General features: G+C 63.5%; 17 protein-coding genes. 12 read left to right on the forward strand and 5 right to left on the reverse strand.

What is annotated here, in order from left to right:
- Positions 1-159 precede the first annotated feature (159 nt).
- The 4 genes from alaS to EN818_RS00880 are packed head-to-tail and all read left to right on the forward strand — an operon-like array spanning position 160 to position 5,450.
- On the forward strand, positions 160-2,829 hold the full coding sequence (gene alaS, locus EN818_RS00865) for an alanine--tRNA ligase (RefSeq protein WP_095806042.1): 2,670 nt from the start codon (positions 160-162) through the stop codon (positions 2,827-2,829).
- A 6-nt stretch (positions 2,830-2,835) separates the two neighbouring features.
- Positions 2,836-4,131 (forward strand): SDR family oxidoreductase, encoded by a 1,296-nt coding sequence (locus EN818_RS00870; protein WP_095806041.1) that lies wholly within the window; start codon positions 2,836-2,838, stop codon positions 4,129-4,131.
- Positions 4,128-4,607: a DUF2269 domain-containing protein gene (locus tag EN818_RS00875; protein WP_095806040.1), complete on the forward strand. Its 480-nt coding sequence runs from the start codon at positions 4,128-4,130 to the stop codon at positions 4,605-4,607. Before EN818_RS00870 ends, EN818_RS00875 begins: the two co-directional genes overlap by 4 nt.
- 48 nt (positions 4,608-4,655) lie before the next feature.
- Positions 4,656-5,450, forward strand: coding sequence for a PhzF family phenazine biosynthesis protein (locus tag EN818_RS00880; protein WP_245420341.1), 795 nt, complete (start codon positions 4,656-4,658; stop codon positions 5,448-5,450).
- On the opposite strand, the gene EN818_RS00885 is transcribed toward EN818_RS00880, so the two are convergent.
- Both EN818_RS00885 and EN818_RS00890 read right to left on the reverse strand, forming a co-directional pair.
- Positions 5,419-6,078 carry a glutathione S-transferase family protein gene (locus EN818_RS00885; protein WP_095806039.1) on the reverse strand — a complete coding sequence of 220 codons (660 nt, stop codon included), beginning with the start codon at positions 6,076-6,078 and terminating at the stop codon, positions 5,419-5,421. The genes EN818_RS00880 and EN818_RS00885 overlap by 32 nt on opposite strands.
- 168 nt (positions 6,079-6,246) lie before the next feature.
- Positions 6,247-7,458: an NADP-dependent isocitrate dehydrogenase gene (locus EN818_RS00890; protein WP_095806038.1), complete on the reverse strand. Its 1,212-nt coding sequence runs from the start codon at positions 7,456-7,458 to the stop codon at positions 6,247-6,249.
- Between EN818_RS00890 and EN818_RS00895 the strand changes: the two genes are divergently transcribed.
- The 8 genes from EN818_RS00895 (at position 7,445) to EN818_RS00930 (ending at position 13,130) form a co-directional block, all read left to right on the forward strand.
- A complete protein-coding gene (locus EN818_RS00895) occupies positions 7,445-7,678 on the forward strand; it encodes a hypothetical protein (protein WP_129553934.1) in 234 nt (77 codons plus the stop codon). The two genes, EN818_RS00890 and EN818_RS00895, sit on opposite strands and share 14 nt — an antisense overlap.
- Complete coding sequence (locus tag EN818_RS00900) at positions 7,665-8,516, forward strand: RNA methyltransferase (RefSeq protein WP_095806036.1); 852 nt, start codon at positions 7,665-7,667, stop codon at positions 8,514-8,516. Before EN818_RS00895 ends, EN818_RS00900 begins: the two co-directional genes overlap by 14 nt.
- A 78-nt stretch (positions 8,517-8,594) precedes the next feature.
- Positions 8,595-9,206, forward strand: coding sequence for a hypothetical protein (locus tag EN818_RS00905; protein ID WP_095806035.1), 612 nt, complete (start codon positions 8,595-8,597; stop codon positions 9,204-9,206).
- A 106-nt stretch (positions 9,207-9,312) separates the two neighbouring features.
- Positions 9,313-10,113 (forward strand): glutamate racemase, encoded by an 801-nt coding sequence (gene murI, locus EN818_RS00910; RefSeq protein ID WP_129553935.1) that lies wholly within the window; start codon positions 9,313-9,315, stop codon positions 10,111-10,113.
- 59 nt (positions 10,114-10,172) lie between these two features.
- Positions 10,173-10,358, forward strand: coding sequence for a DUF3008 family protein (locus tag EN818_RS00915; protein WP_095806033.1), 186 nt, complete (start codon positions 10,173-10,175; stop codon positions 10,356-10,358).
- A gap of 342 nt (positions 10,359-10,700) precedes the next feature.
- Positions 10,701-11,318: a 30S ribosomal protein S4 gene (gene rpsD, locus EN818_RS00920; protein WP_095806032.1), complete on the forward strand. Its 618-nt coding sequence runs from the start codon at positions 10,701-10,703 to the stop codon at positions 11,316-11,318.
- A gap of 107 nt (positions 11,319-11,425) precedes the next feature.
- Positions 11,426-12,313 carry a tRNA 2-thiocytidine(32) synthetase TtcA gene (gene ttcA, locus EN818_RS00925; protein ID WP_095806031.1) on the forward strand — a complete coding sequence of 296 codons (888 nt, stop codon included), beginning with the start codon at positions 11,426-11,428 and terminating at the stop codon, positions 12,311-12,313.
- The gene (locus tag EN818_RS00930) at positions 12,303-13,130 is read left to right on the forward strand and encodes an inositol monophosphatase family protein (RefSeq protein WP_095806030.1); all 828 of its coding nucleotides are present in this window, start codon (positions 12,303-12,305) and stop codon (positions 13,128-13,130) included. Before ttcA ends, EN818_RS00930 begins: the two co-directional genes overlap by 11 nt.
- 9 nt (positions 13,131-13,139) lie before the next feature.
- Here EN818_RS00930 and EN818_RS00935 read toward each other — a convergent pair whose 3' ends face one another.
- The 3 genes from EN818_RS00935 to EN818_RS00945 all read right to left on the reverse strand — a co-directional run bounded on the left by EN818_RS00935 (position 13,140) and on the right by EN818_RS00945 (position 15,399).
- Positions 13,140-14,339 carry a multidrug effflux MFS transporter gene (locus EN818_RS00935; RefSeq protein ID WP_165350121.1) on the reverse strand — a complete coding sequence of 400 codons (1,200 nt, stop codon included), beginning with the start codon at positions 14,337-14,339 and terminating at the stop codon, positions 13,140-13,142.
- 280 nt (positions 14,340-14,619) lie between these two features.
- Positions 14,620-14,955 carry a Grx4 family monothiol glutaredoxin gene (gene grxD, locus EN818_RS00940; RefSeq protein ID WP_095806028.1) on the reverse strand — a complete coding sequence of 112 codons (336 nt, stop codon included), beginning with the start codon at positions 14,953-14,955 and terminating at the stop codon, positions 14,620-14,622.
- A 210-nt stretch (positions 14,956-15,165) separates the two neighbouring features.
- Positions 15,166-15,399 carry a BolA family transcriptional regulator gene (locus EN818_RS00945; RefSeq protein ID WP_023674714.1) on the reverse strand — a complete coding sequence of 78 codons (234 nt, stop codon included), beginning with the start codon at positions 15,397-15,399 and terminating at the stop codon, positions 15,166-15,168.
- Positions 15,400-15,401: the final 2 nt, after the last annotated feature.

Below are 15,401 nucleotides of genomic sequence, written 5' to 3' on the forward strand. Positions count from 1 at the left end.
GTCTTCCCAAAACCGCCGCTCACCCTTGGGCGACATGCCCCGATCCGTGTTTCTGGACAGGGTCAAGAGCTACCGCTAAAAGGCCAATCTATCTTCTGCAGTGCAGAGCCCATATTGCCGCCGGCCTGTCCGGCGGTTCTCGCGAAAAAGGCAGTATCCATGAGTGGCGTGAACGACATCCGGTCGACATTCCTCGACTACTTCCGCAAGGAGGGTCACGAGATCGTCGCCTCCAGCCCGCTGGTGCCGCGCAACGACCCGACGTTGATGTTCACCAACGCCGGCATGGTGCAGTTCAAGAACGTCTTCACCGGGCTGGAGAAGCGGCCCTATTCGCGCGCCTCGACGGCGCAGAAGAGCGTGCGCGCCGGCGGCAAGCACAACGACCTCGACAATGTCGGCTACACCGCGCGCCATCTCACCTTCTTCGAGATGCTCGGCAATTTCTCGTTCGGCGACTACTTCAAGGAGCGCGCGATCGAGCTTGCCTGGAACCTGATCACCAAGGATTTCGGGCTGAACAAGGACAAGCTGCTGGTCACCGTCTATCACACCGATGACGAGGCGGCCGGCTACTGGAAGAAGATCGCCGGCTTCTCCGACGATCGCATCATCCGCATCCCGACGTCGGACAATTTCTGGGCGATGGGCGACACCGGGCCTTGCGGGCCGTGTTCGGAGATCTTCATCGACCGCGGCGAGCATATCTGGGGCGGTCCTCCCGGCACCCCGGAAGAGGATGGCGACCGGTTCCTCGAATTCTGGAACCTGGTGTTCATGCAGTATGAGCAGGTGACGAAGGAAGAGCGCATCGACCTGCCGCGGCCGTCGATCGACACCGGCATGGGCCTGGAGCGCATGGCTTCCATCCTGCAGGGGGTGGACAGCGTCTTCGAGACCGACCTGTTCCGGCATCTGATCGATGCGACATGCTCCGTGCTCGGCCACGGTCACAATCAGGAGAACGTCGCTTCGTTCCGCGTGATCGCGGATCACCTGCGCTCGACTTCGTTCCTGGTCGCGGACGGCGTGCTGCCGTCGAATGAGGGCCGCGGCTATGTGCTTCGCCGCATCATGCGCCGCGCCATGCGCCATGCGCAGCTGCTCGGCGCCAAGGAGCCGCTTATGTGGAAGCTGGTTCCGGCGCTGGTGCGCGAGATGGGCCAGGCCTATCCCGAGCTCAGCCGCGGCGAGGCGCTGATCACTGAGACGTTGAAGCTCGAGGAGACGCGCTTCCGCAAGACGCTGGTGCGCGGGCTCGGCCTTCTGTCGGATGCGACGGAGACGCTCGGCGCCGGCGACATGCTGGACGGCGAGACCGCCTTCAAGCTCTACGACACTTACGGCTTCCCGCTCGATCTTACGCAGGACGCGCTGCGCCAGCGCAACATCTCGGTCGATCTCGCCGGCTTCACCGCTGCGATGGAGCGGCAGAAGGCGGAAGCGCGCGCGCATTGGGCGGGTTCCGGCGAAGCCGCGACCGAAACGGTGTGGTTCCCGGTGCGGGAGCAAACCGGCGCCACCGAATTCCTCGGCTATGAGACCGAGCAGGCGGAAGGCCTGATCCAGGCACTGGTCAAGGACGGCAAGGTCGTCGACAGCGCGGGCCAGGGCGACGCGGTCGCCGTGGTCGTCAACCAGACGCCGTTCTATGGCGAATCCGGCGGCCAGATGGGCGACACCGGCGTGATCTCCGGCGACGGCTTCTCCATCGAGGTATCCGACACGCAGAAAAAAGCCGACGGGCTGTTCGTCCATCTCGGCAAGGTGGCGAACGGCACGGTCAAGACCGGTGCCGCCGTCGAGCTGAAGGTCGACCATGCGCGCCGCTCGAAGCTGCGGGCCAACCATTCCGCGACACATCTGATCCATGAGGCGCTGCGCGAGGTGCTGGGCACCCATGTGGCGCAAAAGGGCTCGCTGGTCGCGCCCGACCGGCTGCGCTTCGACATTTCGCACAACAAGCCGATCCCGTCCGAGGACCTCGAGCAAGTGGAACGCATGGCGAACGAGATTGTCGTGCAGAACAGCCCGGTGACGACGCGCCTGATGTCGGTCGACGACGCCATTGCCGAGGGCGCCATGGCGCTGTTCGGCGAGAAGTATGGAGAGGAGGTGCGCGTCGTGTCGATGGGCACGGGCCTGCATGGCGCAAAGGCCAACCGACCGTACTCGGTCGAGCTCTGCGGCGGCACGCATGTCCGCTCGACCGGCGATATCGGCCTGGTGCGTATCCTGTCGGATAGCGCCGTCGCGGCCGGCGTGCGCCGCATCGAGGCGCTGACGGGCGAGGCCGCGCGCAGGCATCTCGACGAGCAGGACAGGCGCCTCAAGGCCGCGGCGGCGACGCTGAAGATCTCGCCAGCCGATGTGCCGGCGCGCGTGGAAGCCCTGCTCGAGGAGCGCAAGAAGCTCGAGAAGGAATTGAGCGAGGCGCGCAAGAAGCTGGCGCTGGGCGGCGGCACTGCCGTAGCCGATGCTCCAGCCACCAACGAGACGGTGGCCGGCGTCGGCTTCCTTGGCAAGGCGGTCAGCGGCGTCGCGCCGAAAGACCTGAAGCCGCTGGCGGATGCCGGCAAGAAGACACTGGGTTCCGGTGTCATCGTCTTCGTCGGCGCCGGCGAGGACAACAAGGCAAGCGTGGTGGTTGCGGTCACCGACGACCTGACCAACCGCTTCAGCGCGATCGATCTCGTTCGCGTCGCCTCGGCTGCACTTGGCGGGCAGGGCGGCGGCGGACGTCCCGACATGGCCCAAGCCGGCGGCCCCGATGCCTCCAAGGCCGACGACGCGATCGCGGCGGTGAGGGCTGCACTCGAAGCCGCTTGAAGCCGGATGAAGATCCTTGTTCTCGGCGGCTACGGACTGATAGGCGAAGCCGTCCTTGAACGATTGATCGAAGACGGCCACGACCTTGTCGGGCTCGGTCGCGACGTCGGCCAGGCGCAGCGGCGAAAACCGCAGGTCCGTTGGGTCGCGGCCGATATGTCGCGGCTGCTCTGCGCGACGGATTGGATGCCTATGCTTGCCGACGTGGAAGCGGTCGTCAACGCTGCCGGCGCTCTGCAGGATGGCCCCCGCGACCAGCTGGACGCGATCCACCGGGGTTCGGTTGCCGCTCTGGTCACTGCTTGCGAGCAGGCCGGTGTGCCTCGGCTGGTGCAGGTTTCCGCGATCGGCGCAGACCTCGATTCCGACAACGCCTTCTTCCGCACCAAGGCGGAAGGCGACCGCATCGTTGCCTCATCGTCCCTGGATTGGACGATCCTGCGGCCGGGTCTTGTCATCGCACCCGCCGCCTATGGCGGCACGGCCTTGTTGCGTGCTCTTGCTGCGGCTCCCGTCATTGTGCCTGCCGTGCTGGCTGATCGGCCAATCCAGACGGTATCGGTGGCGGATGTCGCCGAGGCAGTATCCCGCGCCGTCGCCGGCGGCCTGCCGCGCGCACAGGTAGTCGATCTCGTCGAGAAACGGGCGAGACCTCTTGCGGCGGTCCTTCGTGAATTCCGTGCCTGGCTGGGCTTGCCCAAGGCGCCAGTCATTGAGGTGCCGGCGATAGTCGGCCGGTTCGCTGGCGCGGTCGCCGATGGACTTGGCCTGCTCGGGTGGCGATCTCCCTTGCGCAGTGCCGCACTTGCAGCGCTCGAAAAAGGCATTACCGGCGATGCCAAGACCTGGTCCGAGATTACTGGCCATCCACCCCGCGCGCTCGAAGCAACGCTGGCGGCCATGCCCGCACATGTGCAGGAGCGATGGTTCGCGCGCCTCTGGCTACTGAAGCCGGTCGTGTTTGCCGTTGTGTCGATGTTCTGGATGACCTCCGGGATCGTCGGGGTCGTTCGACACGATGCGGCCGCGGACATTCTCGTCTCGCGAGGCCTGTCACCAACCCTCGCGCTGGGGGCGGTGCTTGTCGGAAGCGTGGCCGACATACTGGTCGGCGCCGCGGTGCTCGTGCGTTCCTTCGCGCGCGCGGCGTTGGTGGCGATGATTGCCATCACCTTGTCTTATCTTGCGGCAGCGACGGCGCTTGCGCCGGACCTGTGGCTTGATCCTCTCGGGGCAATGGTGAAGGCCGTGCCCGCGCTATGCCTCGTCCTGGTCGCCCTCGCGATTTTGGAAGAGCGATGAGCATCTGGGCCGATATATTGCGATGGCTGCACGTGATCGGTGCCACCGTGCTGTTCGGCACTGGTGCGGGCATCGCATTCTTCATGCTCATGGCACAACGGACGGGCAAGCCCCAGATTGTCGCTCGCGTCGCCGGGACCGTCGTGATTGCCGACGCCATCTTCACAGCAACAGCAGTCGTATTCCAACCGATCACCGGCGTTCTGCTGGCGCGCGAGATCGGCTGGCCCCTCACGCAGGGCTGGATCGTGTTTTCGTTGCTGCTTTATGTCGTCACCGGCGCCTTCTGGCTGCCGGTGGTCTGGATCCAGATGCGCATGCGCGATCTGGCGCAACAGGCGATGCGTGAAGGAGCGCCGTTGCCGGACGAGGAAAAGCACCTCTTCCGCATCTGGTTTGCCTGCGGTTTTCCAGCCTTTGGCGCGGTGCTTGCCATTCTCTGGCTGATGGTGACCCGACCGGAAATCGGCTTCTGAGGCTGGGCAAGCCAGAGCTTGAAAAGTCGAAGCCACTAGGAGAAGCCTGTGCCAACGCTGACCATGTACCAGGTCGACGCCTTCGCCGACCGGATATTCCAAGGCAATCCGGCGGCGGTTCTCATCTTGGAGGACTGGCTGCCCGAAGCCGTCATGCAGGCGATTGCCAATGAGAACAACCTTGCCGAAACGGCTTTTGCGCGGCCGAATGGCAAAAGGTGGGATCTGCGCTGGTTCACGCCGATTCACGAGGCCGAGTTCTGCGGCCACGCAACGCTTGCGACTGCGCATGTGCTTGCCGAGGCCTACAGGGTGCAGGGCGACATGGCTTTTGCGACGCGCGTGGGGGAGATCAGGGCTGCACGCAGGCAAGAGGCCTATCAGCTCGACCTGCCGGGCTTTTCACCCGAGCCTGTCGAGGCTGATCTGCTGCAAGCGCTGCATGACAGTGTCTGCGCCCAGCCGGTCGCCTGTTTCCGCAATTTCGAGAACCTGTTCGTCGAGCTTGCCGACGAAGAAGCCGTGCGCTCCTTCGTTCCCGACCTGATGAAGATTGCGGCCTTGCATCCGCTTGGCGTGGTCGTGACCGCGCGCGGGAACACACATGATTTCGTGTCGCGCTATTTCGCCCCTGGCGCTGGCATTCCCGAGGACCCGGTGACCGGCTCGATCCACGCGACTTTGGTGCCTTATTGGTTCGAGAAACTTGGCAAGACCTGGCTGTCGGCATTCCAGTGCTCGCAGCGCGGCGGCCATTTGCTGTGCGAGTTCGCCGGCGACCGTGTGCTGATCACGGGCCGCGCCAGGACCTTCATGAAGGCCGAAATTTATCTTCCCGATTGATGCCTATTCGGCCTTTTCGGTGCGCGAAGCTCGGGCGGGCGGCGATGCGCGCATACCAGTCGCGGATCTCGGCGAAGCGGGCGAGCAGGTCCTTCCCTTCTGTCGCCTTCACAAAATAGGCGATGACGGGCGCCGCGTGCAGATCGGCCAGCGTCAACTGATCGCCGAGCAGCCAAGGTCCTTTCGCCTTTAGAGATGTCAACACTTTGAGCACCGTCTCAGCCTGAGCGAGACCGCCGGCGATCAGCGCTTCATCCGGCGGCGCCCTTTCGAGCCGCTCCACTGCAACGTCCCAGACCATGGCGCGGTAGCCGTAGGCGTCGAACATGCCGATGATCTGGTTCATCCTCGCGCGGCCGCGGGCGTCAGCCGGCTGCAAAGCCGGACCATCGAAGGCCTCGTCGACATAGCGCGCGATGGCACCGGTCTCGAACAGCCGAAAACCGTCATGTTCGAAAGCCGGGATGCGGCCGAACGGGTGATGCTCCAGATACCAGGCGGGAATGCCTTCAGCCGCGAAGATATCGAGCGGCACGAGTTCGTAGTTGACGCCCTTCTCCTCCAGCGTCATCCGCGCGATGCGCACATAGACGCTGTAGTCGGCACCGTAGAGAGTTGGCTTGGCCATCGATCAGCTCTCCCTTCCCTCGCGGTCGTACCAAAAAGTGAAGGCTCCTTTCGGAGCCTTCGGTATGCCGGGACTTTGCCACGCGGTCCGGCCCTCCGCTATGGCTCCGGGCGCTCGTTGGTTGAAAAGCCCATTTTGGGGCTTTTCAAACGCTTCGCGCACCGCTCCTCACCCCATGGCCTTCTGCAAGTTCTCGTCGATCTTGTCGAGGAAGCCGGTGGTCGACAGCCAGGGCTGGTCGGGGCCGATCAGCAGCGACAGGTCCTTGGTCATGAAGCCGGCCTCGACGGTCTGGATGCAGACCTTTTCCAGCGTCTCGGCGAAGCGCTTCAACTCGGCATTGTCGTCGAGCTTGGCGCGGTGGGCGAGGCCGCGCGTCCAGGCGAAGATCGAGGCGATCGAATTGGTCGAGGTCTCCTCGCCCTTCTGATGCTGGCGATAGTGGCGGGTGACGGTGCCGTGAGCGGCCTCCGCTTCCACCGTCTTGCCGTCCGGAGTCATCAGCACCGAGGTCATCAGGCCGAGCGAGCCGAATCCTTGAGCCACTGTGTCGGACTGCACGTCGCCATCATAGTTCTTGCAGGCCCAGACATAGCCGCCCGACCACTTCAGGCTGGAGGCGACCATGTCGTCGATCAGGCGGTGCTCGTACCAGAGCTTCTTCGACTTGAACTCGGCCTCGAATTCCTGCTCGTAGACTTCCTGGAAGATGTCCTTGAAGCGGCCGTCATAGGCCTTGAGGATGGTGTTCTTGGTCGAAAGGTAAACCGGATAGTTGCGCAGCAGGCCATAGTTGAGCGAAGCGCGGGCGAACTCGCGGATCGATTCGTCCAGATTGTACATGGCCATGGCAACGCCGGACGAGGGCGCGTCGAAAACGTCGTGCTCGATGACCTGGCCGTCCTCGCCGACGAACTTGATCGTCAGCTTGCCCTTGCCGGGGAAGCGGAAGTCGGTGGCGCGGTACTGATCGCCGAAGGCATGACGGCCGACGATGATCGGCTTGGTCCAGCCGGGCACAAGGCGCGGCACGTTCTTCATGATAATCGGCTCGCGAAAGATGGTCCCGCCGAGGATGTTGCGGATCGTGCCGTTCGGCGACTTCCACATCTTCTTGAGCTTGAATTCCTCGACACGCTGCTCGTCGGGCGTGATCGTCGCGCATTTTACGCCGACGCCGTATTTCTTGATGGCGTTTGCCGAGTCGACCGTCACCTGATCGTTGGTGGCGTCGCGATGCTCGATGCCGAGGTCGTAGTAGTCCAGCTTGATGTCGAGATAGGGGTGGATCAGCTTGTCCTTGATGAACTGCCAGATGATGCGGGTCATCTCGTCGCCGTCGAGCTCGACGACCGGGTTCGCCACCTTGATCTTCGCCATGAAAGAATGCCTCGTTGCTGGGGATCTGAACGGCCTCGCGCACATGGCTTTCGGCCGGGGTTGCGGAGCGTATATCAAAGCCTTTTTGAGCGCGCAAACCGCGATCCGCAGCACTATGGCAAGTCTCGTTCTTGTGAGTGCTTCATTTTCCGGGTCGGATGTGGCAGGGGACGCCGAAACGCCGCAAATCCTGATTACCGACAGCTATGTCCACCAGTGAAGACCTACCCAATACCGCTGCCGCCGGGCCGGCAATCATCCTCGTCGAGCCGCAGCTTGGCGAAAATATCGGTATGGTCGCGCGCGCCATGGCGAATTTCGGCCTTGCCGAGCTGCGGCTGGTCAATCCGCGCGACGGCTGGCCGAGCGAGAAGGCGCGCGCTGCCGCCAGCCGTGCCGACCATGTCATCGACACCACCAAGGTATTCGACGACCTGGCCTCGGCCGTCGCCGACCTCAACTTCGTCTTTGCCACTACGGCACGCGAGCGCGACGGCTTCAAGCCGGTGCGAGGTCCGGTGGAGGCTGGCAGGGCGCTGAGGGCCCGCGCCGCGGCGGGGCAGCGCACCGGTATCCTGTTCGGCCGCGAGCGCTTCGGTCTCTACAATGACGAAGTCGGCCTGGCCGACGAGATCGTGACCTTTCCCGTCGATCCCGGCTTCTCCTCGCTCAACATCGCGCAGGCCGTGCTCTTGATGTCCTATGAGTGGATGAAGTCCGGCCTCATTGAGGAGACCGCGACCAATTTCTCCGGACCGGAACTCGTGCCGGCGAGCAAGGAACAACTGCACAGCCTGTTTGCCTATCTCGAAGGCGCGCTCGAGGCGCGCGGTTATTTCCGCCCGGAAGAAAAGAAGCCGAAGATGGTCGACAATCTGCGCGCGGTGCTGACGCGGGCGGGGTTCGCCGAGCCGGAGTTGAAGGTGCTGCGCGGCATCATCTCGTCGCTCGATAGGTTCTCGCCGGCCATGCCGCGCGGCGACGGCTCTCCGGCGGACGATCCGAGACGGCTTCCCGCGGCGGCTCAGCGAAGCAAGCCGGCGCAGGACAAAGAATAGCACCGCTTAACTTGGACCCTCGCCAGTAACCGAATCTTATTCGGTTTGATCCAGCATGCCGGAAACTGGGGGTGCTGGATGTTTACGTCCAATATCGGTCGCCTGCGCTTCTTTTTCTACTCTTGCGCCTTGACGGTGGCGGAAATCGTGGCGGTTGTCGTCTGCATTTCCGCAACGATCGGCTTTGAGGGCTTGATCAATTCGCCGCCGGGCCCGTCGCGGCAAGGAATGGCGGGCGCCGTTCTGGTCGTATCGCTCGCGATCGTTCTGGCGCGAGGCAATGTCGCTTGGCGCCGGAGCCGCGACGCCAATGGGGCGGCCTGGATCTTCTGGGCCTATTTCGTGCTTTCCGCCATCTACGCGCTCCTGCAGGCGGGCACGCTGCTGGTCATCGAGTTCGGCAATCCAGAAAGCACGCCTGGCGGTCTGAACCTGCTCGGTCTGTCTATATTCGGCCTCTGGGCCACGATCCTCTGGGCGAAGCCGGTTGCCGGCAGCAACATCGAGGAACTGACATCCGTTTTCGACTTCGACGGTTCGGTGCCGGCGCCAACGCGCGCTGAGCGGATGGCGATGAGCGCAGCCGCGCCCGCCACCTCGCGCAACGCCGCGCCGGCCGCGCGACCGGCACCTGCAGCACAGCCGTTGGGCCGGCCGCGGCCCGCGGGTTTCGGCAAGCGGGGACTCTAAAGCTGCGCAAAAGCTGCTGGCATTTGTCACTTCAACACCATGATCGTTCCAGATAGAAGCGCCAGTGGCCAATCACCGGCCAGGCTCTTCTTGCGGTCCCGATGACATGAACGAACGATCAAGCCAGCGCCCGATCCTGATGTTCGATTCCGGGGTCGGCGGGCTGACGGTGCTGCGCGAGGCGCGCGTGCTGATGCCCGACCGCCGTTTCATCTATGTCGCCGACGATGCGGCATTCCCCTACGGCGCCTGGGAGGAGCCGGCGCTGAAGGAACACATTCTTTCGCTGTTCGGCAAATTGCTCGACCGTTTCCGGCCATCGATCTCGGTGATTGCCTGCAACACCGCCTCGACCCTGGTGATCGAAGCGCTGCGCGAGAAATTCCCCGGCCATCCCTTCGTCGGCACGGTGCCGGCGATCAAACCGGCGGCCGAGCGCACTCGTTCGGGCCTCGTTTCAGTGCTGGCGACGCCCGGCACGGTGAAACGCCAGTACACGCGTGACCTGATCAGCAAATGGGCGCAGAAGTGCCATGTCCGCCTGGTCGGCAGCGACCGGCTGGCGGGACTGGCCGAGATCTACATGCGCGAGGGCTTTGTCGACGAGGAGGCCGTGCGCGCCGAGATCGCGCCGTGCTTCATCGAGCATGACGGGCAGCGCACCGATATCGTGGTGCTTGCCTGCACGCATTATCCGTTTCTTGCCAATCGCATGCGCAAGACCGCGCCCTGGCCGGTGGACTGGATCGATCCGGCCGAAGCGATCGCGCGCCGCGCCCTGTCGCTGCTCGATCCCAGTGGCGCAGCGTCGGGCGAGAACGAGGCCGACATCGCCGTCTTCACCTCCGGCAAGGCCGATTTCGCCATCAGGCGTCTCATTCAAGGCTTTGGGCTGACCGCGGCTTGAGCCTGGAACTGCGCCGGCAGCGCCGCGTTGATTCTCCTCAAGCAAGAGGAGAAACCGCCATGCCCGCCAGATCGCAAGCCCAGCAGAAGGCTGCCGGCGCCGCGCTTTCGGCAAAGCGCGGCGAGACCAAGAAGAGCGAGCTCAAAGGCGCTTCGCGCGAAATGTATGAATCGATGAGCGAGAAGCAGCTCGAGGAGTTCGCCGAAACCAAGCGCAAGGACCTGCCGAAGAAGAAGGACAGCTGAGCGGCCCGAAAGGCGCGGCCTTCAGTCCTCCGCCGCAAGAAGCTTGGATGATCGGCGCGTCCGGATGGGTGCCGGCTGCGCCAGTCAGAAGCTTGACAGCGCTCAAATCTCCGTTTAACGACCCTGCCAACACCGGGTGGCAACGCCCGGTGGTTTCTTTTGCATGGGCGAGACCGACGCCAGCCTATCGGTGGTCTTGCTCGAATTGACGTGTCCCGTGGGTCTTCCGTCGCGTTGCGTGGAAAACCCTGTCAGGTCTCGAAAACGGAGGCCAGAGGAGGGCGCGTTTCCTTCACCCGGGGCCATGGGGTTTCCGGGTATATCGTTTTGAAAGGGAATGCGATGAGCAAGCGCGAATCCGCGAAATACAAGATCGACCGCCGTCTTGGCGAAAACATCTGGGGCCGCCCGAAGTCCCCGGTCAACAAGCGTGAATACGGCCCCGGCCAGCATGGCCAGCGCCGCAAGGGCAAGCTTTCCGACTTCGGCCTGCAGCTGCGCGCCAAGCAGAAACTGAAGGGCCACTATGGCGACGTCTCGGAAAAGCAGTTCCGCAAGGTTTATGAAGAGGCCAACCGCCGCAAGGGCGACACCTCCGAGAACCTGATCGGCCTGCTCGAGTCGCGCCTCGATGCGATCGTCTATCGCGCCAAGTTCGTGCCGACCATCTTCGCCGCCCGCCAGTTCGTCAACCACGGCCACGTGAACGTCAACGGCAGGCGCGTCAACATCGGCTCGTATCGCTGCAAGCCGGGCGACGTCATCGAGGTGCGCGAGAAGTCGAAGCAGCTCGTCATCGTGCTGGAGTCCGTCGGCCTGGCCGAGCGCGACGTGCCGGACTACATCGAAGCCGACCACAACAAGATGACCGCGACCTACAACCGCGTCCCCGGCCTGTCGGACGTTCCGTTTGCCGTGCAGATGGAACCGAACCTGGTCGTTGAATTCTATTCGCGCTGATAGCAGGCCGTCAGCCTCACGATCGAAGGCCGCCCATCGAGGCGGCCTTTTCTTTGTCGGCCGCGTCCGCTAATCCGTGCGCAACAGAACCGTGGGGCCTCAGCGCCATGAACATGCTGCCAGACGCCAAATCCCTGGAGCCGATGGGCGGCGACGGCTGCCATCCGCTGTTTCGCGATGCGCCGTCCTCGGTCGAGTTCAACAAGCTGCGCAAGCGGCTGCTGAGACTGACGCGCCAGGCCATTGAAGACTTCGCGATGGTGAAGCCCGGCGAGCGCTGGCTGGTGGCGCTCTCCGGCGGCAAGGATTCTTACGGCCTGCTCGCCTTGCTGCTCGACCTCAAATGGCGCGGGCTGCTGCCGGTCGAACTGCTCGCCTGCAATCTCGACCAGGGCCAGCCCAATTTTCCAAAACACATCCTGCCGGACTATCTGAACGCCAACGGCATCGCGCATCGCATCGAGTATCAGGACACCTATTCGGTGGTGACCGACAAGTTGCCCGAGGGCAGCACCTATTGCTCGCTGTGCTCACGGCTGCGGCGCGGCCATCTCTACCGCATCGCGCGCGAGGAGGGCTGCGCGGCGCTGGTGCTCGGCCACCATCGCGAGGACATCCTCGAGACCTTTTTCATGAACCTCTTCCATGGCGGGCGTCTCGCCGCCATGCCGCCGAAGCTCATCAACGACGAGGGCGACGTCATGGTTCTGCGCCCGCTCGCCTATTGCGCCGAGATCGATCTCGAGAAATTCGCCGGAGCGATGAAGTTCCCGATCATTCCGTGCGACCTCTGCGGCAGCCAGGAAGGTCTCCAGCGCAATGCCATGAAGGCGATGCTGGACGATATCGAGAAGCGCATGCCCGGCCGGAAGGACACCATGATCCGCGCCATGACGAATGTGCGGCCGTCGCATCTGCTCGACCGAAAACTCTTCGACTTCGCCGCGCTCGATGCGCGCTTCACCACAGGGCAAGGCATTTCCGATGACATTTGACGATGAAGCGATCGACTGGCTGGCCGATCTCCTCGCCGACGCCGCCAGGATCGAAATCATGCCGCGCTTCCGCCGGCTGGGCGAAGGCGATATCCGCCAGAAGACGTCGGCTGCCGACCTCGTGACCGAGGCCGATGTCAATGCCGAAAGGCTGATTACCGCACGGCTGCGCGAACGCTACCCCGATGCCCTGGTGATCGGCGAAGAGGCCTGCGAGGACAATCCAGCCTTGCTGGCCGGGCTCGGCGAGGCAGCTCTTGCCTTCGTCATCGATCCGGTCGACGGCACCTTCAACTTTGCGTCGGGCGTGCCGCTGTTCGGCGTCATGCTGGGCGTCGTGGTCAAGGGCGAGACGGTCGCCGGCATCATCCATGATCCGGTCGGGAAGGACTGGCTTATCGGCGCCAGGGGGGCGGGCAGCCATATCCGTCATGCGCATGGCGCGCTGGAGAAGGTGCGTGTCGCCGCACCGGTGGCGATCTCACAGATGACGGGCGCCGTATCCTGGCAGTATCTGAAGGAGCCGGAGCGTTCGCGGCTCGCCCGCAACCAGACCAAGGCGCTGTCGCAATTCGGCTATCGTTGCGCGGCGCACGAATATCGGCTGCTGGCGAGCGGCCATGCGCATTTCGTCGTCTACAACAAGCTGATGCCGTGGGATCATCTTGCCGGCGTCCTGATCCACCAGGAAGCTGGCGGCTACGCCGCCCGCATCGACGGCAGCGCCTATTTGCCGTCTCATGTCGGCGGCGGTCTGCTCGTAGCGCCGGACAGGAATAGCTGGGACGAGTTGCGCCGCGAACTTTGGGCCGACTAAACCGCCAGATCACACTGGCGGGTTGTGCGGTTGGAACAGCCGTCCGCGCTCGGCAAAAAGGATCATCAGCAGGGCGGCGAATGAGACGGTGCAGAAGCCGGCGGCCAGCGGCGTGACCGTGCCGTTGAAAGCCTGGCCGATCAGCGTGCCGAGGATGCCGCCGAGAAAGGTCTGCATGAAGCCGAGGATCGATGAGGCCGTGCCGGCGAGTTCGCCGAGCGGCTCCATGGCCAAAGCGTTGAAATTCGCGCCAAGCCCGCCGAACGGCAGCATGGCGGCGGCAAAGAAGCCGACGAACAGCCAGAGCGGCATCCGCATCTCCAGCGAGACGACGAGCCAGACTAGGCTGATGGTGAGAAACAGCAGCAGCGCGCTTTGCGAGAGGCGGCGCATGCCGATCTTGCCGACGAGCCGCGCGTTGAGGAAGTTCGAGAAGGCAAGCACACCGGCAACGCCGGCGAAGATAAGCGGGAACAACTCGCCGACATGGAAGACGTCGAGATAGATCTGCTGCGCCGAATTGATGAACCCGAACATCGCGCCGAAGATGAAGGTGCTGGCGAAGGCATAGCAAAGCGCGATGCGGTTGGTGAGCACGATACGGAACCCGCCGACTATGGATTGCATCGTTAGCGGGCGGCGGTATTCCGGGTGCAGCGTTTCCGGCAAGCGCAGCAGCGACCACGCCGAGACGATCAGCGCGCCGACGGCCATGGTGACGAAGATCCAGTGCCAGGTGGCGAACAGCATGATGAATTGGCCAATGCCGGGCGCGACGACCGGGATCGCCATGAAGACCATGAAGATCAACGACATGACTTCGGCCATGCGGCGGCCTTCGAATGTATCGCGCACGATCGAGACCGCGATGACGCGGGTCGCCGCGGCGCCGATTCCCTGCACGAGCCGGCAAGCGAGCAGAATGGCGAAGCTCGGCGCAACCGTAGCCGCGGCAGCGGCCGCCACATAAATGACCAGCCCAACGACAAGCGGCGCGCGGCGCCCGAACCGGTCGGAGACCGGGCCGAAGAAAAGCTGCCCGCTGCCAAAGCCCAAAATATAAGCGGTGATCACATATTGGCGATGGTTCTCGTTCTCGACCCCGAGCGAGGCGCCGATCTGCTGCAGAGCCGGCAGCATGATGTCGATGGCCAGCGAGTTGAGCGCCATAAGCGCTGCGCAGAGCGCAATGAATTCCCAGCGCGGAATAGGCAAGCTGCTTGCCCGTTGCTGCGCTTCTACCTGCTTGTCCACGGCAAAGTCCGATCTTCAAACGAACATGCGTCGGGAGGCCGGCGCAGCTTCGCTCGTTCCCTGTCCGGGAACCATCGTGACGAGGTGGGGGCGGCCTCGGAATTTGCGCTGGGACGATCGGCTTCGATGAAGGCCGAACCGTTCCAGCAGTTGGTTGGCGCCATTCCGACGGAAAGCCGCTGCGCACTGCTCCAGGAATGCTTTGGCCGGCTAAGCCGGCCGGAGCGAACTCAAATCAGGCGGCGCCTTTGACGCTGACGCCCTTTTCGACCAGGAAATCCTGCAGTTCGCCGGCCTGGAACATCTCCCGCACGATGTCGCAACCGCCGACGAACTCGCCCTTGACGTAGAGCTGCGGGATAGTCGGCCAGTTGGAATAGTCCTTGATCCCTTGGCGCAGTTCCGCCGAATCCAGGACGTTCACACCTTTGTAGTCGGCGCCGATATAGTCGAGGATTTGCACCACCTGGCCCGAAAAACCGCACTGCGGGAAGCCGGGCGTGCCTTTCATGAAGAGCACGACGTCGTTGCTCTTCACTTCATTGTCGATGTAGTCGTTGATGCCGCTCATGGACGATCCTTTCACGCCTGTGACAACCAGGCTCGAAGCATGCCCATCAGATAAACCCATAGGTTGGCCGAAACAAGACGTTAGCCGCGACGCCTCGGTAATGGCGCAAGAGATGGCGCGATTTGTGCCAAGCCTTAAGTGGCAATGCCTTTTTTGTTTCGATGCATGTCGTTGTCCCAGAACCGCTGCAGACTTCTGGGCGACATGCATCTAGTCCGGAACGCTGGTCTGCAGGGCCAGCGCATGCAGAACGCCGCCCATATTGCCCTTCAGGGCGTCATAGACCATCTGGTGCTGCTGGACCCGGCTTTTGCCGCGGAAGCTCTCCGCCACCACTTCGGCAGCGTAGTGGTCGCCGTCGCCGGCCAGATCGCGAATCGTCACCTTGGCGTCGGGAATGCCTTCCTTGATCAGCCGTTCGATGTCGTGCGCGTCCATTGCCATGT

Origin of the sequence: Mesorhizobium sp. M3A.F.Ca.ET.175.01.1.1, assembly GCF_004791945.1 — a bacterium.
Classification (GTDB): domain Bacteria; phylum Pseudomonadota; class Alphaproteobacteria; order Rhizobiales; family Rhizobiaceae; genus Mesorhizobium.